Source organism: Pedobacter montanisoli, from assembly GCF_022809115.1.
GTDB classification, from domain to species: domain Bacteria; phylum Bacteroidota; class Bacteroidia; order Sphingobacteriales; family Sphingobacteriaceae; genus Pedobacter; species Pedobacter montanisoli.
In genome coordinates this window covers 54,770-77,457 of the sequence record NZ_JALGBH010000001.1, presented here as the reverse complement: position 1 = coordinate 77,457, position 22,688 = coordinate 54,770, and the positions used below count along the sequence as shown (strand labels likewise).

Below are 22,688 nucleotides of genomic sequence, written 5' to 3'. Positions count from 1 at the left end.
CCTACAGTTAACCTAATTTTCCCTATCTTGTAAAACAAATGAAAGGCCTTGATTTCGATTTCTTAAAATTCAACTGGCTCGATGCCATTGATATTGTGCTGGTGGCTATTCTGGTATACTACATTTACAGCCTTGTGCGCAACACGCTGGCTGTAAACCTGATACTGGGAATGTTCATCATTCTCATAGCTTATTACGTAGTTAGTAGCCTGCATATGAACCTGCTCACAGCTATTATCAGCAAGTTTATGAGTGTGGGTATTATTGCGCTGGTGATTATATTTCAACCCGAAATAAGGCGGTTTTTGCTCCATATAGGTAAAAGCACTTTCTTGCAGAAGAATAAAGCCTGGTGGGGCCGCTTATTTGGAAGTAAAGATATAGAACGTGACAACCTGTTAAGGATTAAGCCGATCATTGATGCCTGTAAAACCATGAAAAAGACCCGTACAGGAGCTTTGATTGTGTTTGTGAAATATTATGATGAAGAGTTTTTTACCAATAGCTGCGAGGTCATAGACGGTAAGATTTCTAAGCGATTGTTAGAAAGTATATTTCAAAAACATAGCCCGCTGCACGATGGAGCAGTAGTTATTTCGGAGAACAAGATCAAAAGTGCAAGCTGTATTTTACCACTTACCGATAACGATAAACTGCCGCCACAATTTGGTTTAAGACACAGGGCAGGTATAGGTGTATCAGAATTGAGCGATGCGGTAGCTGTGATTGTTTCTGAAGAAACCGGCGAAATCGCTTATGCCAAACAAGGACGCGTACGCATGAACGTTTCATTTGGTGAGCTCGAAAAATTGCTCAATAAAGATTTCTAGTCGATTAGCATACACATGAAAATTTTTGCAGAAACAGAAAGGTGCATCTTAAGAGAAATAATTCCCGAAGATCTTGAAGGAATGTATGACTTGGATTCAGATCCCGAAGTACACAAATATTTGGGAAATAAACCTGTAACAGATAAAAAGCAGGCTGCTGAGATGATCAGTTTTATCAGGCAGCAATATACAGATAATGGAATAGGCCGTTGGGCTGTTATTGATAAAAGCACCCATGAATTTATAGGTTGGACTGGATTGAAATACATTAAAGACGAAATCAATCATCACATCAATTTTTACGATCTGGGTTACCGGTTGAGAAAGAAACATTGGGGGCAAGGTATTGCAACAGAAACAGCATTGGCATCACTGAAATATGCTTTTGATGAGCTGGGGCTTAATGAAGTTTATGCACTGGCTGATGTTGCTAATGAAGGCTCAAATAAAATCTTAAAGAAAGTAGGCTTACACTTTATTGAGGAATTTGATTTTGAAGGAACTCCACATAATTGGTACAAAATATTAAAGACGGAGTTTGAACAAAAGAGAGCAAAAAAATAATTTGATTGACAAAATAATAGTATAAAAAACGGCCTTTAAGGAAGGGAAGCTTGTTCGAGCCTCCTACTAAATTTGTTCGAAGATGAATGCATTAGAAAACTTTTATGAACAACATGAAGAGCCCATAAAAAGCTGTCTGCTGGCACTTCGTAGTATTATACTCAATCAAGATCAAAACATTTCAGCATCCTTGAAATACGGAATGCCTTTTTTCAGCTATAAAGGAAAAATGTTCTGCTACTTGTGGGTACATAAAAAATATCGTCAACCTTATATTGGCATAGTTGAAGGAAAGCATTTTGAAGAAATATTCTTGGTTCAAGAAAAGCGTTCACGAATGAAAATATGGTTGTTTGATCCCAATGAGGATTTACCTTTAACTAGCATTCAGGCCATTATACAAAAAGCCATCAATTTATACCAGACAGGAGTAATAGAATTGAAAGCGAACTAGCCTGCTAAAACTTCTTTCAGAAAAAAAATTAAAAAATAATTGCGCAAGTAAATACTTGCTTTTATATTTGCAAGCAAATACTTGCATAATATGGAAGCACGCAGAGATGTTTTTCAGGCCATAGCCGATCCTACCAGAAGGGCAATTATAGGAATGATTGCCAAAGAACCCGTTAATGTTAATACTATTGCAGAGCAATTTGAGGTAAGCCGTCAGGCTGTTTCTCTGCACCTTAAAATTCTTTCAGAATGTGGTTTGCTCAATATTAAACAATCAGGTAGAGAGCGTTTATGCGAAGCTAAACTTGAAAAACTGAACGAAGTGCATGAGTGGGTTGAGCAGTATCACAAATTATGGAAAGGAAGATTAAATGCCCTGAAACAATTTGTAGAACAGGAAGAAATACAAGCGAAGCACATGAATAGTGATAAAAAAGAATATTAACAGATAAAAAGAATAAAATGGAAAATGGTGTAAATAAAAAAGAGGTTTTTATAGAAGAAACCTTTAATGCAAGCCCTGAAAGAGTTTTCAGCGCATGGACCAATCCTGAAAAATTAATACAATGGTATGCGCCCGATGGTTGCAGTATTCATTTTAAAAAAATTGAAGTTAAAACAGGTGGACAATTTCATTCCTGCATTTCCAATCCGCAGTTTGGCGATTGCTGGTGCATAGGCGAATATAAAGAGGTAGCACCTTATACAAAACTTGTATTTACTTTGGTTAATGCCGATGAGAATGGTGAGCCTATTGATCCTGCCACTATAGGAATGGATCCGAACTGGCCGGGTGCAACCTTGGTTACGGTAACTTTTACAGAAGAAAATGGAAAAACGAAATTGCAGTTAAGACAGACGGTTTCGCAGGAACTGGCTCAAAGAACGGGCGCATATCCAAGCTGGTTGCAAATGCTCAATCATATGAGAACAATTTTGGATTAAAACTAGGCATATGAAAAAAATAGTTGTTTGCACTATGGCAATATTGTTGTGGTGTATGGCTACAGTTAGATCACAAGTTAAGCACGATCAGATGAAAGCAAAAACAAATCGGATCCTTAGTCCCCGCAAAGGTTATTCGGAAGTTAATGGCATTAAAATGTATTATGAGATTTATGGAAAGGGGCATCCGCTTGTGCTCCTTCATGGCGGAGGTTCTACAATACAAACTACATTTGGCAGGGTAATGCCCATGCTTGCTTTACACAGGCAGCTTATTTGTGTTGAGCTCCAAGCTCACGGACGTACAGGCGACAGAAATACTCCGATCTCTTTTGAGCAGGATGCAGATGATGTTGCAGTACTGATGAAAAATCTGGGTATTGCTAAAGGAGATATATTTGGTTTTAGCAATGGCGGAATGACGGCGATACAAATGGCTATAAGACACCCAGAAATATCAGGTAAGATCATTGCTGCATCCGTATTATTGAAGCGAGATGGAACTTTTCCGCAGTTTTGGGAGTTCATGAAAAATGCAACATTTGCGCAAATGCCGCAACCTTATAAAGATGCCTTTATGGCGGTAAATCCTGACAGCAGCAAGCTTATGAACATGAATTTGAAATGTGAAGCAAGGATGAACAATTTCAAAGATTTTCCAGATGAGCAATTAAAAGCCATTAAATCGCAGGTCATGTTTATTAATGGTAATGAAGATGTGGCTTTACCAGAACATATTGTCGCTATGTCGAGATTGGTACCCCAAAGCAAATTGGTTATTGTACCGGGTGGACATGGCGAATACATAGGTGAGATTACCACGCTAAAGCCTGGTTATAAAAACACCGATTTTATAGTGCCGATTATCGAGAATTTTCTGGATAAATAATCTGTAGCAGAAGCAATGAAATGCTACAGTCAATTACATCACTTTTTTCATCATAAGATCTGTCTGCTTTTCATTGCCTAACCTAAAAATATGCTTGTCAAATTCAACAAAACCATTTTTCATGTAAAACTTAAGCGCTCTCAGATTTTGTTCCCACACCCCAAGCCACACATAAGAAGCATTGATCTGGCTCGCAACTTCCATCGCTTTATCATAAAGTAATTGCCCCACTTTTTTGCCATGAAACTCTTGTAAAACATAAATGCGTTCAATTTCGAGTGCTTTATCGACTTGGGCTTCGGTTTGCGATTGTCCGGTATTGAGTTTTAAATATCCGATAACCCTGTGGTCAAATACAGCAAAATAGAAATATGAATCCTTATTGTTCAGTTCAGCACCTAGTTTGTTAGCTGCAAAGCTTTCTTCTAAATATTTAGTCATATTCTCTGCAGAGTTTTCTGCCGAAAAAGTTTCAGAAAAAGTCTGTCTGCCAATTTCCTGCAATAATTCCAGGTCATTTATACTTGCCTGCCTAATCGTTATTTGCTCCATGCCGTTCATCTATTTTACAGTTCAAAAATACCTTTATGACAGCTTAAAAATGTAATCAGATTTTAATAAATCGAAATGGCAAGCCATACTATCTCTGCAGAACAGCAATAAAATAGTTTGATCTCATCTATAATTAATCAGATTGTTTGTAATAAATGTACCAGTTTGAAATCCAATACTTAATAAACCTAACATACATGAAAATGAAACAGATTAACGTACTTCTTGTGCTGTTGTTGCCTCTCTTTGCAAGCGCACAGGAACAATTGAAAAACAGCATATTTCGTAAAGACAGCTTGGTTATTGTTGAGGCCAATCCGAAAAAAGGATTTAATAATGCTTATATACTTTTTGTACCCAAAGGCTTAAATAAAGAAAAACTGAATTGTCTTTTAGTAGAACCCAACAATACAGGCAAACTAAGCGATAACATAGAAGATCATCGTAAAAGTGCTATAGCTCAGGCTGCAATAAGCTCTATAGGTAATAACATTTCAACAGAAATTAAAGTGCCCTTATTGGTGCCTGTATTTCCGCGATTGGAATCAAAACCTCTGGTTTACAGTCATGCTTTAGATAGGGATGTAATGCTGGAAAAAGCAACAGATTTGAAACGCCTCGACTTACAGCTGGTAGCCATGATAGCTGATGCTAAAGAAAGATTAAAACAGATGGATATTCAGGTAGAAGATAAAGTATTTATGAATGGCTTTTCGGCATCGGGCACATTTACCAACCGCTTTTTGTATTTGCATCCGCAACTGATCAAAGCTGCTGCCATGGGTGGATTTAACGGAGAACTGATGCTCCCTTTAAAAACTTATAAGGGTCAGAAGTTTGCCTATCCTTTAGGACTAGCTGATTTTAAGAAAATAGCCGGCTATGATTTTGATGAGAAAACCTATAAAGCTATTTCTCAGTTCATTTATATGGGCGCATTAGATGATAATGATGCTGTTAAATATGACGATGCTTACAATAAGAAAGAGCAAGATCTGATCAATATCTTTTTAGGTAGTGATGTGCAAAGTAGGTACAAAAACTGCCAAAGCATTTACGAACAGGAAGGCGTAGGCGCAAAATTTAAGACCTATGAAAAAGTAGGGCATTGGACTACTTCAGAAATTAATCTCGAAGTAATCAGGTTCTTTCTAGCACATCTGAGTAAAGCCAAACCATAATCCATAAAAAAAGGGGCAAAGATTAATCTTTGCCCCTTTTTTTGTTTTCTTTATCTGTTAACAATGTTGATCAAAAGCATCAATCAGGCTGTCGGCAATCATCTGTGCCGGACGACCTTCAATCTGGTGACGTTCTATCATATGAACCAATTTACCATCTTTGAACAAAGCCATAGAAGGCGATGAAGGTGGAAAAGGCATCATATAAGATCTAGCTCTGTCAACTGCATCTTTTTCCATTCCGGCAAATACAGTTACCAATTTGTTGGGATGTTTGGTATTAGCTGCGGCTAATTTTGCTGCCGGACGTGCATTTGCTGCCGCACAACCACAAACAGAATTTACCACAACAAATACAGTACCTTCACTTTTAATTGCAGAGTCTACCTCTTCAACAGTTTTTAATTCTTCAAAGCCAACATTGGTTAGCTCGGCACGCATTGGTGCAACTAAATATTCTGGATACATGCTTGTATTAATTTTTTATCAGTCTGCAAAGATAACTAAACAAAATAGAGTGCAAAAGAATAGTCTGTAAATTAACAAATACCTGACGGTCTGCTATTTTAAGATCAAATGTCAAATGAATTTAAAAGATCCTGCACATCATCAGGGTTATTAATTGCCCTAAACCCAAATAATACGATAAACAATATGTAAAATAATAAATACAAGATGCTTAATGATAAACCTATAATAGCACACACCCTGCCCGCATTTAAATTCTTGAAAGAACTTTGGCTGTACCACATGGGATTAACAGCAAAAAGCTGTTTGTCTTTTTTGGCTAAAACCAAAGCAATAACGGCAAAAATAATTCCCGGAACTCCGTAACAACAGCAACTTACAATAGATAAAATACCTAATATAAGTCCAGCGGTAGCATTAGGTAATGCCGGCTGGTAATGGTAACCAAATGGCTGTTGCTGAAAATTAGGAGGGTAAGGATTTTGTCCTTGAGATTGCCCTTGTGGGTTAGATTCAGGGTTAGAGGGCGTTTGCGTTTCTTCTGACATAGGTTTTAATGAAGCTGGTGAGTTTTTATTTTGTAAATGTAATTAATTACAATAATCATACTGATGAAAATGTAAAGAATTTTAATAAAAAATGCGCCGTTTTTAAAATTGAATTTAAGATGTAGAAAGACAAATACGATTAAAGCAAAAAAAGGTATAGTAGCCGGATAGAATTTAAAACTTTCTATAAAATTGCCCTTTAAAATACTCAATACCGAACGCTGAAAACCACAACCCGGGCAATCAAGACTGGTTAGCCGCTTAAAAGGACAGCTTAACAGATGACTTTCGAGCCATTGCAATAACTGATGGTTACTTGATAATAAAAGCATGTTTCAACGTAAAAAGCTAAGAATAATAATCTCTTGAGAGCATAAACATAATTTCAAATCTTTAAATTGCATTAAAATTTTTGAAAATTTAAATATCCGGTCGATTTATATGAAACGAATTTTTATACCCTGCATAACTTTGATTATGGCTTTTAATATAGCCAAAGCTCAGAAACCACAAGATACAGAAGTTTACCAACCTGTACCACTAAAAGTAAATCCGGCAAAAACACAGGGAGAAGCTCCCTCTGATGCAATTATCTTATTTGGTGGTAAAAACCTGGATGAATGGGTTTCGGTAAAAGATAAAACCAAACCAGCTATGTGGACAGTAGCTGATGGTATTTTTACAGTTAAGAAAGGAACCGGAAATATTGAGACAAAGCGTTCTTTTGGCAACTACCAGTTACACCTTGAATGGAGGATACCTGAAAATATTACAGGAAAAGGGCAGGGACGTGGTAACAGCGGATTGTTCCTAGCTTCTACGGGTGGTGGCGATGATGGCTATGAATTGCAGATATTAGACAGTTACAATAATGATACTTATACCAACGGACAGGCGGGCAGTATCTATAAGCAGTTTGTGCCTTTGGCCAATCCGGCCAGAAAACCGGGCGAGTGGCAAGTGTATGATGTAATTTGGACAGCTCCCGTTTTTAATGCAGATGGTAGCCTGAAATCGGCAGCGAGAGTTACCGTATTTTTTAATGGCGTTCTGGTACAGAATAATGTAGAGCTTACCGGGCCAACACAATACATTGGTAAACCTTCTTACCAGAAAGTACATGGGCCATTACCCATCAAATTGCAGGATCATGGCGATCCAAGCGAGCCGATCAGTTTCAGAAATATCTGGATCAGGGAGCTGTAGAAATTTAATGTAAATGTCCTTTCATGCCGATACTGTTCTATTGCAAAGTGAAGAGTACAGATGTCATGTTGAGCTTGTCGAAACATTTTTCAATAGAGGTCTTCGACAAGCTCAGACCGACAAAGCTCAGATTGACAAGCAAAAAAGAACGAAATTTAAGTAGTTTGTAATTCATACCACATCATTAGATATTATTTCTTGTTAGCTCACAGATACGCTTATCTTTGCGCCGATATTTAATAAGTACAACTCGTGATCAACGTAAATAATGTTTCTGTCTCTTTTGGAGGGACAACTCTTTTCAGTGATGTTTCTTTCTCAATCAATGAAAACGATAAAATAGCCCTGATGGGCAAAAATGGTGCAGGAAAATCAACGCTATTGAAAATTATAGCTGGTGTAGGGCAACCTACCAGTGGCAATGTTACTGGACCAAAAGATGCAGTAATAGCCTACTTACCTCAGCATTTATTAACACAAGACCATTTAACGGTATTCGAAGAAACTTCTAAAGCCTTTGAAGAAGTGTATCAGATGCGTGATGAGCTAGAAGACCTTAACAAGCAGTTAGAAACCCGTACCGATTATGAAACCGACGATTACATGAAAGTAATCGAACGTGTATCAGAACTCAGCGAGAAATTCTATTCTATAGAAGAAACCAATTATGATGCTGAAGTAGAGAAGGTACTCAAAGGTTTAGGCTTTTTACGTAGCGATTTTACCCGTCCAACATCAGAGTTTTCTGGTGGATGGCGTATGCGTATAGAGCTGGCTAAAATCCTCTTAAAAAAACCTGATTTAATTTTACTGGATGAGCCTACCAACCATATGGATATTGAAAGTATTCAGTGGCTGGAAGATTTCCTGGTTACATCGGCCAAAGCAGTTATCGTGATTTCCCACGACCGTGCTTTTGTAGATAACATTACCAACCGTACCATTGAGGTAACCATGGGACGTATTTACGATTACAAAGCGAAGTACTCACATTATTTACAATTGCGTCAAGAGCGTCGTCAGCACCAATTAAAAGCTTATGAAGAGCAACAACGTTTCATAGCCGACAACCAAGAGTTCATTGATAGATTTAGAGGTACTTACTCTAAAACATTGCAGGTGCAATCTCGGGTTAAAATGCTGGAGAAGCTCGAAGTGATAGAAATAGACGAAGTAGATACTTCAGCTTTGCGATTGAAATTCCCGCCTTCGCCACGTTCTGGCCAGTATCCGGTAATTGTTGAAGAGTTGACTAAAGCATACGGTGACCATGTGGTGTTCGAAAAAGCATCGATGGTGATTGAGAGAGGAGAAAAAGTAGCTTTTGTTGGTAAAAATGGCGAAGGTAAATCGACCATGATTAAAGCCATTATGGGCGAGATTGACTTTGAGGGTTCGTTAAAAGTTGGGCATAATGCCAAAATCGGCTACTTTGCTCAAAATCAAGCTTCTCTTTTAGATGAAAGCTTAACGGTTTTCGATACGATTGATCAAATTGCAGTTGGTGATGTAAGGGTAAAAATCAAAGATCTGCTAGGTGCATTCATGTTCAGTGGAGATGATACAACCAAAAAAGTAAAAGTATTATCTGGTGGAGAAAAAACACGTTTAGCCATGATTAAACTTCTATTAGAACCGGTAAACGTGCTCATCCTGGATGAGCCTACCAACCACTTGGATATGAAGACCAAAGACATTATCAAAGAAGCATTGCAAGATTTTGATGGTACTTTAATCTTAGTTTCTCACGATAGAGATTTCTTAGATGGGTTAGCTAATAAAGTATTTGAATTTGGTAATAAGCGTGTTCGCGAACACTTTGAAGACATCAAAGGTTTCTTAGAATACAAAAAAATGAGTAGCCTGAAGGAGATTGAGAAGTCATAAAACTTTAATTAACATGTAGATACATAGATAGTACATTAGTTTTGGCCTACAGTTTTTTAGAACGAATACTTGTCAATTTTTTGTATAAAAAGCTAAGTGCCTATGTGTTTATAATTGGTATTCACAAAGCTATACCGTAAATTTGTAGCCTAATTAAAAAATAAAAAATATGTCATCAGTAGAGACTACTTACATTCCTTATAAAGTTAAGGATATTTCACTGGCGGAATGGGGCCGCAAAGAGATCGAATTGGCGGAAGCCGAAATGCCGGGTTTAATGGCGTTGAGAGCAGAATTTGGTCAATCTAAACCCCTTAAAGGTGCACGTATTGCAGGATGTTTGCACATGACTATCCAAACAGCTGTTCTAATTGAGACTTTGGTTGAATTAGGCGCAGAAGTAACCTGGTCATCATGTAATATCTTCTCAACACAAGATCATGCTGCTGCGGCAATTGCTGCTGCGGGTATTCAGGTATATGCCTGGAAAGGTTTAACAGCCGAAGAATTTGACTGGTGTATTGAGCAGACCCTTCATTTTGGTGAAGAGCGTCAACCGTTGAATATGATCTTAGATGATGGTGGAGATTTAACCAATATGGTTTTTGATAAATACCCTGAGCTGATTGCTGGAATTAAAGGTTTATCAGAAGAAACCACTACAGGAGTACACCGTTTATATGAGCGCATGAAAAACGGAACCTTGCATTTACCAGCTATTAACGTAAATGATTCGGTTACCAAATCTAAATTCGATAACAAATACGGATGTCGTGAATCTCTTGTTGATGCAATTCGTAGAGCAACAGATTTAATGCTTGCAGGTAAAGTAGCGGTTGTTGCTGGTTATGGCGATGTGGGTAAAGGTTCTGCAGCTTCATTAAGTTCACAAGGTGTACGTGTAATCGTTACCGAGATTGATCCAATTTGTGCATTACAAGCTGCAATGGAAGGCTATGAAGTGAAGAAATTTGCTAACGCTGTAAAAGAAGCAGATATCATTGTAACTACTACAGGTAACTGTGATATTGTTCGTGGCGAGCACTTTAAAGCCATGAAAGATAAAGCTGTAGTATGTAACATCGGTCACTTCGACAACGAGATTGATATGGCTTGGTTAAATCAAAATTACGGACATACCAAAGTTGAGATCAAACCTCAGGTAGATAAATATACCATAGATGGTAAAGATGTAATTGTATTGGCAGAAGGTCGTTTGGTAAACTTAGGTTGTGCAACTGGTCACCCAAGTTTTGTAATGAGTAACTCATTTACCAACCAAACTTTAGCGCAGTTAGAGCTTTGGACAAATTCTGGTCAGTATGAGAACAAAGTTTATGTGTTACCTAAGCATTTAGATGAAAAGGTAGCACGTTTACATTTGGCTAAAATTGGTGTTGAGCTAGATACTTTGGATCAGCATCAGGCCGATTATATAGGTGTTAAAGTAGAAGGCCCTTACAAGCCAGAAGCTTACAGATATTAATTCCAGTTTAACTACTGATAAAGGGATATACTGAGTATGTCCCTTTTTTGTTATATAATTTTTAAACTTTTGGTGTGTTCTGTGATTAAGATTACCTTGCGTTATAAAAACAAAGAGCAATGAAAAAACTTATATTTTTGCTGTTTTTGGGCTTAGGTTTAGGCGCAAATGCACAAACTAAAACCAAGAAAACAGTTTCTAAAACCATTACCAATCAAGTGGTTGAAATTGCCTGCGGAGAGTGCCAGTTTAAAATGAAAGGCAAAAGCTGTGATTTGGCCGTACGTATCGATGGAAAACCTTATTTTGTGGATGGCAGAAAAATAGATGATTTTGGAGATGCACACGGTGATGAGGGTTTTTGCAATGCAGTAAGTAAAGCCAACGTAACAGGTAAAATTATCAATGGCAGGTTCAAGGCTGATAAGATAGAATTAATAAAAGAGGATAAATAGGTGTTAGTATTTAGATATTAGTATTTAGATAGGAGATGTGAGACTTTTCATTTCCACCTCTCGTTGATCGTCTTTCGTTTTTGGCTTCTGCTTTTCGCTTTAGACTTTTAACTTACAACTTTTCATTTCCCCCTCTCGTTGATCGTCTTTGGCTTTCTGCTTTCCGCTTTAGACTTTTAACTTACAACTTTCTACTTTCAACTCAAATATCATTTAAACGAAGACAAAATACCCTGCGTAAGATCAAACAAAGACCATTGCCTGCCAACAATATCACTCTTTTTGTTTTGCAGCAAAGCAATAAAATCTTTTACGCCAGGCTCTTCATTGCCATTGCCGTGGATCAATACAATACTTCCGTTTTTTGCTTTTTCACCTTTAGCTAGCCAAGCGTCAGAACCAACGGGTATCAAACCAAAGTGCATGATTTTTTCAACCAGTTTCTGATTAGAAATCAATCCCGGAAAGCGGAAAAAAACTGAAGGTACAATGCCATTTTTTAAAAGCAATTGTTCGTTTTCCAGTACTTCGGCCTGCACATCTGTATCTTTTGCCAGCATGAAATTTTGAGAAAGGGGAAGCTCATTTACCTTGTGGTTATAGGAATGATTGATCCATGTAATAGCCAGTTGTTTTTTATCCTGAAGTTGTTTGAGCCAGTCAAAATCAGCTTGATGTTTCAATAGCCATTTGCCCGATATGGAAAAAGAAATAGGAATAGGCTGTGCATTTTTAAAACTCGACAGCAGATCGCTTACAATTACCCGGTCCATTTCTTTGTGCGAAGGGCACAGATCAACGGTTAAAGTAATTCCGTTTTTGCCACTTAAAGGCATATTCAATCCTGAGTTTTGTATGGCCTTATCGTTAGAAAGAATGCTTTCCATCACCTTTACATAAGGCGAATTTTTGAACATAGCTCTAATGTTGCTAAAATCTACATTGCTTAACTGATAAAGTTCTACAGTTTCTATCTTGGTTTTCAGGTTTTGCAGATCTACCAGCAACAAGTATTTCTTTTGGTTCGATTTAAAACTTCTAATGGCAATATATTTCTCGCTATTGTTAACAGCTAAGGCATAAATGGCTTTATATGCACTCAAATCTTCAGCATATTGGGCATTACTCTTTAAGAAAAAGCAGCAACAGAGCACAATTAACTTAAGTCTTAAAGACAGACTTTGGTAAAACAGCTTTAATAACATACAATAGATGAAACAAGTATAAGATTGATTCCGTATAACTTAAATGCATTAAGTTAGGGTATTTTTCATAGAAATTACAATAGTGTTCTAACATTAAGCTAACTTTGCAACATGACAAAACTATCAGTCAATATCAATAAAATAGCTACTTTACGTAACAGTAGGGGTGGAAATAACCCAGATCTGGTTAAGGTAGCTTTAGATTGCGAGCGCTTTGGTGCGCAGGGCATAACTGTACATCCACGCCCAGACGAGCGCCATATCCGTTACCAGGACGTATTTGATCTTAAAGAAGTAATTGCTACTGAATTTAATATAGAAGGCAATTGTCGTGAGCAAAAGTTTGTTGACCTGGTTTTGGCGAACAAACCAGCACAGGTTACCTTGGTTCCCGATGCTTTAGGCCAGATTACATCAAATCATGGTTGGGATACCATTAAACATCAGACCTATTTACAGGAAATGGTAGCACTCTTTAAATCGGAAGGTATAAGAGTTTCTATTTTTGTTGATCCGGTTGTAGAAATGGTAGAAGGCGCTTTGGCTACCGGAACAGATCGTATTGAACTTTATACGGAAGATTACGCTAAACACTATCATACAGATCGCGAAAAAGCTATAGCACCTTATATGGCCGCTGCATATAAAGCTAAAGAATTAGGTTTGGGTTTAAACGCAGGACATGATCTGGATTTACATAATCTAAAATACTTTGCACAACAGATCCCCAATTTGCTAGAAGTGTCTATAGGTCATGCATTGGTTTGCGATGCTTTGTATTATGGTTTAGAAAATACAGTTCAGTTATACTTAAAACAACTCGCCTAATATGCTAAGAGGGATTTTATTGGTGCTGTTGGGCGCATGTAGTTTTGGTATTCTTTCCACGTTTGTTAAACTGGCTTATGCCGAAGGTTATACCTTAGGAGATGTAACGGGTACGCAGGCGCTATTTGGTGCAGTTTTATTATGGACAATTTATGCCATACAACAAAAAGCACAGCCAAAAGATAAGCCTAAGCCTGTAATCGTAACACATTGGTTTAAGCTGATGTTGGCAGGTACCTTTACTGGTTTGGTAAGTCTTACTTATTATCAATGTGTAAAATATATTCCTGCATCTGTTGCCATTATTTTATTGATGCAGTTTGTATGGATAAGCGTATTGCTGGAATTGGTTATTTATAAGAAAAAGCCCAATACATTACAGGTAATGGCTATTTTTCTTATTTTGGCTGGTACGGTTGCCGCAAGTGGCTATTTTGAAACCAGTCATGTTAAGCTAAATCCTGTGGGGATTGGTTTTGGTATGCTGGCCGCATTTTTCTATGCTATATTTTTAATGCTGAATGGTAAATTGGGGAATGAGTATCCGCCGCTAAAGAAAAGTGCATTGATGATTACCGGGGCCTGTATTTTGATTTTTTGTGTTTTACCCCCTCACTTTTTAACAAATGGAGCTTTGGGCGGAAGTCTTTTAAAATGGGGATTGATCCTGGCTGTGTTTGGCACGGTGATACCTCCTTTATGTTTTGCAAGCGGTATTCCTAAAATAGGCTTAACCTTAAGTTCTATTTTAAGTTCGGCCGAATTGCCTGTAGCCGTAAGCATGTCGGCTTTGGTATTGCATGAAAATGTGAGCTTATTAAGATGGTTAGGTGTAGCAGTTATTCTGGGTTCGATGATTTTGCCTAATTTGGAAAATTTAAAAAAGGCTGATAAATTTAAAATAAAAAGCCCATGAAAAAGATTGTATTTCTTGCGCTGATAACCCTGATTGCGGTTTCATGTAAAGATAAGACCAGTATCAATGCCGATGAGGCGGGTAAAGAAGTTACCAAATACCTGCAAAGCAATCCTGAATATAAAACAGGAAAGGTTTCGGTGGGAGAACTAAAATTTAATTCAGAGAAAGAATACAAAGAACTGGAAGTTTATCAGAAGCTGGAACAGGAGGGGTATATTGGTTTAACAAGAGTTAATGCTAAAAAGAAATTCCTATCAAAAGACAGCAGTTTCGTGTATATGGTTAAGCTTACAGATAAAGCCAGCGCATTTGTGCTGAAACAGCAAAAAGATAATGCAACGGTAAAAGCGGTAGTTTACGAGCTGTCTGATGAGAAACCCGTTGATTTTTCGATGGTGAACAGTAGCAGTGCAAAAATTACGGTAACGTTAAAAAAGGTCAATACACCATTCTCTTTCTTTGAGAAAAACCCTGATGACAGTGCAGATTTTATCAATAAAACCTACCGTTTAAAATACAAGAAGGAAACGGGTTGGAGCGTAACCCGCTAAGGGTAAGAAGCTGTGTTTAATTTTTCGTCATTCCGTACTCGATACGGAATCTTTTAATTACAAGATCCTGAAACAAGTTCAGGATGACGTTTTAGTAGAGTAAACAGCTTCTTACAATATATCTAATGATTACCCCTTATACTGAGGGTCATTTTTTCTAAAAACCCCGTAAATTTTCTTAAGCTCTGCCTCTTTTAGTTTGGTAGTCGATTTTAGAATGTCAATAAACAAAGCCACTTCTGGTTCAGAAGCCGGGCAGCCAATAATAGAAGTACCTTTGGTTTCAAAACCAGTTCCTTCAGGACGGATATGAGAATCGGCCAGTAGTTTTCCGTTCTCATCAAAGATGAACCATAAAGGAATACCAAAGCCCTCACTATTGTATTTCTTTATCATATCCTCAGCACCAGGCGTTTCTAAATCTTTTTTGTCTTTGTTCTCCATCACAATTAGTTGGCGCATCACAAAGTTGTTATCGAAATAAGCTTTAATGCTAGGATCTTTCATGCTATCGTCCATTTTATGGCACCAGCCGCACCACGAAGCGCTGAACTTGATGAAAACCTTTTTATGAGTGGCCTTGGCCTCTTTCATGGCTTCATTTAAAATATCGCCGGCTGTTAATTTAGTTTGAGCCATTGTGTTAAAGCTGTAAGTGAGCAGAATGACAATGGAAAGGAATAGACTTTTTGCTTTCATTTTTATGAGATTTATAGATCTAAATTACATAAAATCTGAAAATATAAGTTGCTGAAAAGAAACCTGATATTGAAAATATATTCTTTTTAAGAATGTTGTGAGTGCATTGCATAAGCAGTTGTAATACATGAGCGCTGTAGCTGTGTAATTATTGCTTTATAATATTTGCAAAGCTTTATTTATCTCTTTTAAATCCGTACCTTTGCGGCATTAAAAATGCGATTATTCCATGAGCTTAAATATCCATTACCAGGAAAATTTTAAAGATCGCCACATTGCTCCAAATGAGGCTGATACAGCGGAAATGCTAAAAACCGTTGGTGTAAAATCAATAGACGAATTAATTGAACAGACTGTACCGGCGGCCATCAGGTTAAAACAGCCTTTAAATTTACCTAAAGCTAAATCGGAGGTAGATTACCTGGCAGCTTTGAAACAAACTGCTTCATTAAATAAGGTCTTCAAATCTTACATTGGTCAGGGTTATTATGATACCATTACACCGGGCGTTATTTTGCGTAACGTTTTTGAAAACCCGGGATGGTACACGCAGTACACGCCTTATCAGGCAGAAATTGCCCAAGGTCGTTTACAGGCTTTGCTGAATTTTCAAACGATGGTAATTGACCTTACAGGTATGGAGATTGCCAACGCATCTTTACTGGATGAAGGTACTGCGGCAGCCGAAGCCATGTTTATGCAATACAGTTTACGTAAAAACGGGCAAGGCAATAAATATTTTGTTTCTGATGCTATTTTTGCTCAAACCATTGATATTTTAAAAACCCGTGCCAATCCTTTTGGTATAGAACTGGTAATCGGTAGCCATGAAGAATTTGTGCCAAATGCCGATTTCTTTGGTGCTATAGTACAATATCCTGCTGCAAACGGTGAGGTTTATGATTACAGAGATTTTGCATCTGCTTTACATGAGCAAAGTATCAAGCTTACCGTAATTGCCGATCTTTTAAGTTTAACGTTGTTAACTCCTCCGGGAGAGTGGGGCGCAGATGTGGTTGTGGGTATTACACAGCGTTTTGGTGTTCCAATGGGATTTGGAGGTCCGCATGCGGCTTATTTTGCAACTAAAGAAGAATATAAACGTTCAATTCCGGGACGTATAATAGGGGTAACGATTGATAGCAATAACAATTATGCCCTGCGTATGGCTCTGCAAACCCGCGAGCAGCATATCCGCAGAGATAAAGCTACTTCTAATATCTGTACAGCCCAGGCTTTATTGGCTATTATGGCTGGATTTTACGCAGCTTATCACGGGCCGAAAGGCTTAAAAGCCATTGCTGAACGGGTACACGGTTTAACTGTAAGCTTAGCCGAATCATTAAAGCTAATTGGTTATAAAGTTTCGAATACAGCTTATTTTGATACCATTCAGGTAGAATTAAATGACCTAAGTGGTGCAATACATAAAGACTGCTTAGACAACAATATTAACTTAAATTATCAAGGGACTTTGGTGAACATCTCATTAGATGAAACCACCAATTTTGAAGATGTGGCACTTTTGGTACGCATTTTCTCTAAAGTTAAAGCGATTGCTACAGACAGCGTAAATGTTGTTGAAAACGTAGAGACAACTATTCCTGCACAATTACAACGTAGCAGTGCTTATTTAACGCATCCGGTGTTTAATTCGCATCATTCGGAACATGAAATGTTGCGCTATATCAAATCATTAGAGGCCAAAGATCTTTCTTTGTGCCATTCAATGATTGCTTTGGGTTCATGTACAATGAAACTGAACGCAACTACAGAAATGATTCCTGTAACCTGGCCTGAGTTTGGCAAGATACATCCATTTGCACCTGCAGATCAGGTATTAGGTTATTACAGGGTATTTGATGAGTTAGATAAATGGTTAAGCGAGATTACAGGTTTTGCAGCAATGAGCTTTCAGCCAAATGCAGGTGCTCAGGGCGAATATGCAGGCTTAATGGTTATCAGAGCTTACCATCAGGATCGTGGCGATCATCATCGTAACATTGCTTTAATTCCTGCTTCTGCACACGGTACTAATCCTGCTTCTGCAGCAATGGCCGGAATGAAGATTGTAGTGGTTAAATCTTTGGAGAATGGTAATATCGATGTAGAAGATTTAAGGGCAAAAGCTCAGGAACATGCAGCAAATCTTTCATGCTTAATGGTAACTTACCCTTCTACACACGGTGTTTTTGAAGAAAGTATAGTAGAAATCTGTAATATCATCCATGAAAATGGCGGACAGGTTTATATGGATGGTGCTAATATGAATGCTCAGGTAGGTTTAACCAGCCCGGCAAACATCGGTGCAGACGTGTGTCACTTAAATTTACATAAAACATTCTGTATTCCTCATGGTGGCGGTGGCCCAGGTATGGGACCAATTGGGGTTGCTGCGCATCTGGTTAAATATTTGCCGGGACATGCTGTGGTAAACATTGGTAAAGAGAAATCAATTCATGCGGTATCTGCTGCGCCTTGGGGTTCGGCTTCTATCTTGTTGATTTCTCATGCTTATATTGCTATGATGGGAGGTGAAGGGCTTACAAATGCTACGCAATATGCCATATTAAATGCCAATTACATGAAAGCACGCTTAGAGCAACATTATCCTGTATTGTACGCTGGCGCTAATGGTCGTTGTGCACATGAGATGATTTTAGATTGCCGTGCATTTAAGAATTTTGGTATTGAGGTGGTTGATATTGCTAAACGTTTAATGGATTACGGTTTCCATGCACCAACAGTTTCTTTCCCTGTGGCTGGAACTTTAATGGTTGAGCCAACAGAAAGTGAGCCTAAACATGAGCTTGATCGTTTCTGCGATGCGTTAATTGCAATCAGAAAAGAGATTGGTGAAGTAGAGAGCGGAGCATTAGATAAAACAGATAATCCTTTAAAAAATGCACCACACACTGCTGCGGTAGTAACCGGAAATGATTGGGAGCATACTTACAGTCGTCAAACTGCAGCTTTTCCACTTCCTTATGTAGCGGCTTATAAATTTTGGCCATCTGTTGGAAGGGTTAATGATAGCTATGGCGACCGTTCATTGGTATGTGCTTGTCCTCCAATAGAAAGCTATATGGAAGAAGCATTTGCATAATTGAAATTCAATATAAAGAATAATAAAAGGTCTGTGTGAAAACACAGGCCTTTTTTGTTGCTTAATGTAATAAAGGTTCTGAGCATTTGTCTTAAAAATAGATAGAAACACTGAGCTCCTAAAGTGATGCGAGTCTGATTACGGACACTTACTATATTTTTTTGCTGCTGGGATTGTTGGATTGGGGTTGGTTGGGGAATTTTTTACTCTATTTAAAGAAATTTCCTCAAATCTTTTGATTATTATCTTTAAAATTTGATTAAATAGTTTCTAACAATTAAATTGTGTAAAAAAATACACTATTCGAGATTTGTTGTAGAAATATTTACCTATTATACCCCCGTTAGTGTTTAAACCCATAAGGTTTATAAAAATTGGCTCTCTCAAAAATTAAAACAAACACATTGCTTTAAGGCTAAAAAGTAATGTGCTTGTTTTTTTATAACAAATTGTTTTTTAGTGTTTTATCTAAATTATTGGCGCATGGATAAGGTTTTGTTGGCTGCACGTTACGTAGAGGGAGATCTAACTGATGTGGAATTTAATGAATTTGAGAGCATTTTACCTTATGATAAAGAATTGCAGCAGCTTTTGCAATATTATAAACAGATCAATCTCACATTTAGTTCAAAAATATTCAATAATGAGTTTGGCTCGACTATTGGAGATAAGAACGTAAACAACGTATTATCTCACGAGCAAAGCTATGTTATGGAAGAAGCTGTAAAAGTATCGAAGAAAATTAATTTTAAGCTTTTTTTAGGCCTTACCGCCTTAGTACTGGTGGTTGTATTTTTATGGGTTGCCTGGAAACCGGGTACCTATCCTAAGTACCAGTTCAGTAATGAAGCTATTGTTAAATCGTTAGAACTTGCTCCATATCCTGATTTTAAAGAAGCAGCTATAGCCTTTGATGATGGACAATACTATGAGGCTAAACAAATTGTTGCCAAAGCATACAGGCAAAATCCTGATGATATCAGATTGGCTAACTATTATGCGATGACCCTACTTGCTACTGATTGTAATGAAACCGTAAAGGACGTACTGGCTCCTGTATATAACCAGTCGTCTAAATACGCCAGTTTATCTGCTTATATTATGGGGCTTACCTACGTTAAAGAAGGTAATCATAAAACTGCTATGGAATGGTTAGGTCGTGTTAAAAAAGCAGCTCCTGAATATAATTCATCTCAAGAATTGATGTCGGTACTATCTAATTAAATTTTTCCATTTAAATATAAGGATAGCACTTAATACAATAAGTACACTTAGGCATCCGATCCACATTATAACAGGATCGGATGCCTTTTTTATTTTGATGTGCTGGTCTTTGCCACTATAGATCAGACTGTCCCAGTAATAGGGAAGATAATAAGCATCATTGGGCTGTGTCTGATTTAACCATGCCAGTTTAGCCAGATGCAATGCTTCTGCCCCACTTTTATCTTGTGACAGATACTGGTAGAAATTTTTACTGATCTGAGCTGCAGCCTTATCATTAACATTCCATAAACCTGCAATAACCGAAGGTGTGCCCATAGCATTAAACCCACGGGAAAAGCTGATGACGCCCTCTCCGTTAGCTAAAAAACCATCTGCAGTTTTACATGCTGTAAGTATAATGAGAGCAGGTGCATTTTTTTTGCCAGCCAGTTCAAAGAGGTAAAGTTTTTCAGTACCTAAATCTAAGGTAGGTTCTAAATGTGCTCCACTCAAATAAGCATGTGTACCAATATGTAATATACCACTGCGTTCAAAGACATCATTAAAGTTTTTACGGTTTATAGCTGCATCTGTAATAAATTTTCCACTTAAAACTTGTTTTAAACTCGTAGCTTCTTCTTTTACAGATTCTAGTATAGTTTGGTTACCTTGTTCATGTGTAATAAATAATCCTGTAAATTTTATAGAGCCGCTTTCTTTGTATTTCGCTAAAAGAGTATGGAGAGAGAAAGCGTATTTAAGTGTACTATTTTTAATTAGAAAAGGCCATTGGCTAATCCGATAACCAAAATTACTGTCGGTGATCAGGCCATCAAAAGAAAGGTAATTTAAGGTTTCATCGGGTATAATGGTAAGCATTTCATCAGGCTTAATGGTTACTTTTCCTAAAAAAACCTGATAGATTTGATGTGAATCTTTAAAAAAACTTTCAGGATTGTTTAAGGCCTTTTGCGGACCATTCTTATAATAATCCTGGATAAATTGCTCAAGCAGTATTTGTTTTTGAGGAGCTTCTTCAACGCGGATGAGATTTGTCAATTGTTGGTGATCAATTTCTATCAGGTAAATGTTTTTATTTCCCCAGAAATAGCTTAATATTTTAGCATCGGTTAAAGCAGACAGATTAACAGTTTGATTATAGGTTACAGCCGAGGCATTAAGTTGTTTATACTTTTGTCTGAGTTGCTTTTCTACCTGAGCCAGCTCAAATTTTAATTTATTCAATGAAGCAGAACGATCTGTTCGTCCTGTTTCCAAATTTTCTTTTTCCTGATAAACAATGGCCCTTTCAATGCTTTTCTTTTGATTAAAAAGCGGATCTTTTGTATGCTCAGATAATTTATAGGCTGTATTTTGGATATGATCGAGCAGAGTTCTGCTTTTCGTCTGCTCCATAAAATCTAATACAGGTTTCAGGTATTTTTTGTCCTTAGTTTGTGCATACCTTTCGTAACAGTAATCTATTCCCTGTTCAGCAATGTTTTTGAATGATGCCTGCAAGCGCTGTTTGGTCAGATCATCGGTAAATTCATTTCTAATCTTATTAGCAGAGAGCAGAGAAAGCTTAATTAAATCCAATCCTTTATCATACTGCTCTAAGTGTACATAAGCTTTGGCCATCAGGGTAAATACTTCAACCAGTTTATTGTCGCCGTAAATACGATCATGGAAAAGTTTTCCTGTTTGATCAGCAACTTTAAGGGTAGTTAAAGTCCGGTTAAAAAAAGCAAGAGCTTTTGAGTAGTTGCTATCAATTAATTCTATGTTTCCTAATTGCGTATAGATATTGGCCCTTTCTCTTAAACGGGTATTGGAATAAAAACGATCTAAAAGCGCTAAAGCTCTATTGAAATAAGTTTTTGCTTTGGCAGTTTGCCTGAGTGCCAGATAAATGTTGCCTGCTGTAGCAAAAGTACCCATTGTTGTATAGGCATTCTGGGCGGTAATCTGACCTATCCTTTGAATATTCTGGTCTATAATACGGGCAGCCTCAATAAGCTCATGTTTTTCAAATAGAATATCTGCCTGTATATTTTTTAGCATTAAAAGCGCATCCTGATCATTTTTAACAAGCTGAAGTCCATTGCTCGTCATTTGCTGAGCTAAAGCTAAATTACCCATTGAACGGTAACAGATGGCTATATTCCCATACAAACCTGCCCTGATATTGGCTGATGCCGGATCTTGTTTTAAATAATCGATAGAGATTTGCAGAAGGTAGAGCGCTTTATCGTAATCACCTAAACGTGTATAATTATTGGTTAAAGGTTTGAGCACATATTCAAAGATATCGTAAGTGAGAATTTGATGGTCACGATAATATTTAAGCGCTTTTTCGTAGGCAGAAATGGAACCTAAAATATCCGCATTTAATAAATGGATATAACCTTCGGTACTTAAAAGGTTAAGCCAGGCATAATACTCGTCATCGTTTTTAGCTTGTCGCCATACCTGCTGATGGGTTTGATTTAAAAAAACAATTCTATTTATTGGATCTTCATTTACATAAGCTAATCTTTCATAAATCCATTCGGTAAGGTTATCTGCTGTTTTAAATGTTTTAAGTTTTTGCGTAACCTGGCCAGACTGTGCAAATGTTGTTGAACAGTATAAGAGAACCAGCAAGCTAATTAACTTTATGATACGCATTAATGCTAAAATAAAGAATTAGACCGTAATCTCAGCAATG

Annotated in this window: 23 protein-coding genes; 16 read left to right on the top strand and 7 right to left on the bottom strand. The window is 37.4% G+C overall.

The window, feature by feature from the left end:
- The first annotated feature begins 38 nt into the window (after nucleotides 1-38).
- The 6 genes from cdaA (at nucleotide 39) to MMF97_RS00320 (ending at nucleotide 3,681) form a co-directional block, all read left to right on the top strand.
- The gene (gene cdaA, locus MMF97_RS00345) at nucleotides 39-830 is read left to right on the top strand and encodes a diadenylate cyclase CdaA (protein WP_243357501.1); all 792 of its coding nucleotides are present in this window, start codon (nucleotides 39-41) and stop codon (nucleotides 828-830) included.
- A 15-nt stretch (nucleotides 831-845) separates the two neighbouring features.
- Entirely contained in the window at nucleotides 846-1,394 is a 549-nt protein-coding gene (locus MMF97_RS00340; RefSeq protein WP_243357500.1) for a GNAT family N-acetyltransferase, read from the top strand.
- A gap of 82 nt (nucleotides 1,395-1,476) precedes the next feature.
- The gene (locus tag MMF97_RS00335) at nucleotides 1,477-1,848 is read left to right on the top strand and encodes a DUF1801 domain-containing protein (protein ID WP_243357499.1); all 372 of its coding nucleotides are present in this window, start codon (nucleotides 1,477-1,479) and stop codon (nucleotides 1,846-1,848) included.
- 90 nt (nucleotides 1,849-1,938) lie between these two features.
- Entirely contained in the window at nucleotides 1,939-2,292 is a 354-nt protein-coding gene (locus MMF97_RS00330; protein ID WP_243357498.1) for an ArsR/SmtB family transcription factor, read from the top strand.
- A gap of 17 nt (nucleotides 2,293-2,309) precedes the next feature.
- Nucleotides 2,310-2,792, top strand: coding sequence for an SRPBCC family protein (locus MMF97_RS00325; RefSeq protein WP_243357497.1), 483 nt, complete (start codon nucleotides 2,310-2,312; stop codon nucleotides 2,790-2,792).
- A gap of 10 nt (nucleotides 2,793-2,802) precedes the next feature.
- The gene (locus tag MMF97_RS00320; protein ID WP_243357496.1) at nucleotides 2,803-3,681 is read left to right on the top strand and encodes an alpha/beta fold hydrolase; all 879 of its coding nucleotides are present in this window, start codon (nucleotides 2,803-2,805) and stop codon (nucleotides 3,679-3,681) included.
- Between the two features lie 33 nt (nucleotides 3,682-3,714).
- On the opposite strand, the gene MMF97_RS00315 is transcribed toward MMF97_RS00320, so the two are convergent.
- Nucleotides 3,715-4,233 carry a GNAT family N-acetyltransferase gene (locus MMF97_RS00315; protein WP_243357495.1) on the bottom strand — a complete coding sequence of 173 codons (519 nt, stop codon included), beginning with the start codon at nucleotides 4,231-4,233 and terminating at the stop codon, nucleotides 3,715-3,717.
- 203 nt (nucleotides 4,234-4,436) lie between these two features.
- Here MMF97_RS00315 and MMF97_RS00310 point away from each other — a divergent pair, with 203 nt between their 5' ends.
- Nucleotides 4,437-5,414 carry a hypothetical protein gene (locus tag MMF97_RS00310; RefSeq protein WP_243357494.1) on the top strand — a complete coding sequence of 326 codons (978 nt, stop codon included), beginning with the start codon at nucleotides 4,437-4,439 and terminating at the stop codon, nucleotides 5,412-5,414.
- 57 nt (nucleotides 5,415-5,471) lie between these two features.
- Here MMF97_RS00310 and MMF97_RS00305 read toward each other — a convergent pair whose 3' ends face one another.
- The 3 genes from MMF97_RS00305 to MMF97_RS00295 form a co-directional block, all read right to left on the bottom strand.
- Nucleotides 5,472-5,882, bottom strand: coding sequence for a BrxA/BrxB family bacilliredoxin (locus MMF97_RS00305; RefSeq protein WP_243357493.1), 411 nt, complete (start codon nucleotides 5,880-5,882; stop codon nucleotides 5,472-5,474).
- Between the two features lie 104 nt (nucleotides 5,883-5,986).
- On the bottom strand, nucleotides 5,987-6,430 hold the full coding sequence (locus tag MMF97_RS00300; protein WP_243357492.1) for a CCC motif membrane protein: 444 nt from the start codon (nucleotides 6,428-6,430) through the stop codon (nucleotides 5,987-5,989).
- 5 nt (nucleotides 6,431-6,435) lie between these two features.
- Complete coding sequence (locus tag MMF97_RS00295; protein ID WP_243357491.1) at nucleotides 6,436-6,762, bottom strand: DUF2752 domain-containing protein; 327 nt, start codon at nucleotides 6,760-6,762, stop codon at nucleotides 6,436-6,438.
- 145 nt (nucleotides 6,763-6,907) lie between these two features.
- On the opposite strand from MMF97_RS00295, the gene MMF97_RS00290 reads away from it, so the two are divergent.
- The 4 genes from MMF97_RS00290 (at nucleotide 6,908) to MMF97_RS00275 (ending at nucleotide 11,464) form a co-directional block, all read left to right on the top strand.
- Nucleotides 6,908-7,636 carry a 3-keto-disaccharide hydrolase gene (locus MMF97_RS00290; RefSeq protein ID WP_243357490.1) on the top strand — a complete coding sequence of 243 codons (729 nt, stop codon included), beginning with the start codon at nucleotides 6,908-6,910 and terminating at the stop codon, nucleotides 7,634-7,636.
- Between the two features lie 252 nt (nucleotides 7,637-7,888).
- A complete protein-coding gene (locus MMF97_RS00285) occupies nucleotides 7,889-9,523 on the top strand; it encodes an ABC-F family ATP-binding cassette domain-containing protein (RefSeq protein WP_243357489.1) in 1,635 nt (544 codons plus the stop codon).
- A gap of 169 nt (nucleotides 9,524-9,692) precedes the next feature.
- A complete protein-coding gene (ahcY, locus tag MMF97_RS00280) occupies nucleotides 9,693-11,009 on the top strand; it encodes an adenosylhomocysteinase (protein WP_243357488.1) in 1,317 nt (438 codons plus the stop codon).
- A gap of 119 nt (nucleotides 11,010-11,128) precedes the next feature.
- Entirely contained in the window at nucleotides 11,129-11,464 is a 336-nt protein-coding gene (locus MMF97_RS00275; protein WP_243357487.1) for a DUF6370 family protein, read from the top strand.
- Between the two features lie 209 nt (nucleotides 11,465-11,673).
- Here the strand turns inward: MMF97_RS00275 and MMF97_RS00270 are convergent, their stop codons facing one another.
- A complete protein-coding gene (locus tag MMF97_RS00270; RefSeq protein ID WP_243357486.1) occupies nucleotides 11,674-12,567 on the bottom strand; it encodes a polysaccharide deacetylase family protein in 894 nt (297 codons plus the stop codon).
- Nucleotides 12,568-12,780: 213 nt separating this feature from the next.
- Here MMF97_RS00270 and MMF97_RS00265 point away from each other — a divergent pair, with 213 nt between their 5' ends.
- From MMF97_RS00265 to MMF97_RS00255, 3 genes are read left to right on the top strand one after another with little or no spacing between them, the layout of a single operon-like run.
- Nucleotides 12,781-13,497, top strand: a complete 717-nt coding sequence (locus MMF97_RS00265) for a pyridoxine 5'-phosphate synthase (RefSeq protein WP_243357485.1) — start codon at nucleotides 12,781-12,783, stop codon at nucleotides 13,495-13,497.
- A gap of 1 nt (nucleotide 13,498) precedes the next feature.
- The gene (locus MMF97_RS00260) at nucleotides 13,499-14,413 is read left to right on the top strand and encodes an EamA family transporter (RefSeq protein WP_243357484.1); all 915 of its coding nucleotides are present in this window, start codon (nucleotides 13,499-13,501) and stop codon (nucleotides 14,411-14,413) included.
- The gene (locus MMF97_RS00255) at nucleotides 14,410-14,967 is read left to right on the top strand and encodes a hypothetical protein (RefSeq protein ID WP_243357483.1); all 558 of its coding nucleotides are present in this window, start codon (nucleotides 14,410-14,412) and stop codon (nucleotides 14,965-14,967) included. The genes MMF97_RS00260 and MMF97_RS00255 overlap by 4 nt, the downstream gene beginning before the upstream one ends.
- 129 nt (nucleotides 14,968-15,096) lie before the next feature.
- Here MMF97_RS00255 and MMF97_RS00250 read toward each other — a convergent pair whose 3' ends face one another.
- Nucleotides 15,097-15,666: a thioredoxin family protein gene (locus MMF97_RS00250; protein WP_243357482.1), complete on the bottom strand. Its 570-nt coding sequence runs from the start codon at nucleotides 15,664-15,666 to the stop codon at nucleotides 15,097-15,099.
- 229 nt (nucleotides 15,667-15,895) lie between these two features.
- On the opposite strand from MMF97_RS00250, the gene gcvP reads away from it, so the two are divergent.
- Together gcvP and MMF97_RS00240 are read left to right on the top strand one after the other, a co-directional pair.
- Nucleotides 15,896-18,772 (top strand): aminomethyl-transferring glycine dehydrogenase, encoded by a 2,877-nt coding sequence (gcvP, locus tag MMF97_RS00245; RefSeq protein WP_243357481.1) that lies wholly within the window; start codon nucleotides 15,896-15,898, stop codon nucleotides 18,770-18,772.
- A 483-nt stretch (nucleotides 18,773-19,255) separates the two neighbouring features.
- Nucleotides 19,256-19,996, top strand: coding sequence for a tetratricopeptide repeat protein (locus MMF97_RS00240; protein WP_243357480.1), 741 nt, complete (start codon nucleotides 19,256-19,258; stop codon nucleotides 19,994-19,996).
- On the opposite strand, the gene MMF97_RS00235 is transcribed toward MMF97_RS00240, so the two are convergent.
- A complete protein-coding gene (locus tag MMF97_RS00235) occupies nucleotides 19,985-22,648 on the bottom strand; it encodes a CHAT domain-containing protein (protein ID WP_243357479.1) in 2,664 nt (887 codons plus the stop codon). The genes MMF97_RS00240 and MMF97_RS00235 overlap by 12 nt on opposite strands.
- Nucleotides 22,649-22,688: the final 40 nt, after the last annotated feature.

Bases quoted from the DNA above. Each gene is read 5' to 3' on its own strand.
- cdaA (WP_243357501.1), top strand. From the start codon at position 39: ATGAAAGGCCTTGATTTCGATTTCTTAAAATTCAACTGGCTCGATGCC.
- MMF97_RS00340 (WP_243357500.1), top strand. From the start codon at position 846: ATGAAAATTTTTGCAGAAACAGAAAGGTGCATCTTAAGAGAAATAATT.
- MMF97_RS00335 (WP_243357499.1), top strand. From the start codon at position 1,477: ATGAATGCATTAGAAAACTTTTATGAACAACATGAAGAGCCCATAAAA.
- MMF97_RS00330 (WP_243357498.1), top strand. From the start codon at position 1,939: ATGGAAGCACGCAGAGATGTTTTTCAGGCCATAGCCGATCCTACCAGA.
- MMF97_RS00325 (WP_243357497.1), top strand. From the start codon at position 2,310: ATGGAAAATGGTGTAAATAAAAAAGAGGTTTTTATAGAAGAAACCTTT.
- MMF97_RS00320 (WP_243357496.1), top strand. From the start codon at position 2,803: ATGAAAAAAATAGTTGTTTGCACTATGGCAATATTGTTGTGGTGTATG.
- MMF97_RS00315 (WP_243357495.1), bottom strand. From the start codon at position 4,233: ATGGAGCAAATAACGATTAGGCAGGCAAGTATAAATGACCTGGAATTA.
- MMF97_RS00310 (WP_243357494.1), top strand. From the start codon at position 4,437: ATGAAACAGATTAACGTACTTCTTGTGCTGTTGTTGCCTCTCTTTGCA.
- MMF97_RS00305 (WP_243357493.1), bottom strand. From the start codon at position 5,882: ATGTATCCAGAATATTTAGTTGCACCAATGCGTGCCGAGCTAACCAAT.
- MMF97_RS00300 (WP_243357492.1), bottom strand. From the start codon at position 6,430: ATGTCAGAAGAAACGCAAACGCCCTCTAACCCTGAATCTAACCCACAA.
- MMF97_RS00295 (WP_243357491.1), bottom strand. From the start codon at position 6,762: ATGCTTTTATTATCAAGTAACCATCAGTTATTGCAATGGCTCGAAAGT.
- MMF97_RS00290 (WP_243357490.1), top strand. From the start codon at position 6,908: ATGGCTTTTAATATAGCCAAAGCTCAGAAACCACAAGATACAGAAGTT.
- ahcY (WP_243357488.1), top strand. From the start codon at position 9,693: ATGTCATCAGTAGAGACTACTTACATTCCTTATAAAGTTAAGGATATT.
- MMF97_RS00275 (WP_243357487.1), top strand. From the start codon at position 11,129: ATGAAAAAACTTATATTTTTGCTGTTTTTGGGCTTAGGTTTAGGCGCA.
- MMF97_RS00265 (WP_243357485.1), top strand. From the start codon at position 12,781: ATGACAAAACTATCAGTCAATATCAATAAAATAGCTACTTTACGTAAC.
- MMF97_RS00260 (WP_243357484.1), top strand. From the start codon at position 13,499: ATGCTAAGAGGGATTTTATTGGTGCTGTTGGGCGCATGTAGTTTTGGT.
- MMF97_RS00255 (WP_243357483.1), top strand. From the start codon at position 14,410: ATGAAAAAGATTGTATTTCTTGCGCTGATAACCCTGATTGCGGTTTCA.
- MMF97_RS00250 (WP_243357482.1), bottom strand. From the start codon at position 15,666: ATGAAAGCAAAAAGTCTATTCCTTTCCATTGTCATTCTGCTCACTTAC.
- gcvP (WP_243357481.1), top strand. From the start codon at position 15,896: ATGAGCTTAAATATCCATTACCAGGAAAATTTTAAAGATCGCCACATT.
- MMF97_RS00240 (WP_243357480.1), top strand. From the start codon at position 19,256: ATGGATAAGGTTTTGTTGGCTGCACGTTACGTAGAGGGAGATCTAACT.
- MMF97_RS00235 (WP_243357479.1), bottom strand. From the start codon at position 22,648: ATGCGTATCATAAAGTTAATTAGCTTGCTGGTTCTCTTATACTGTTCA.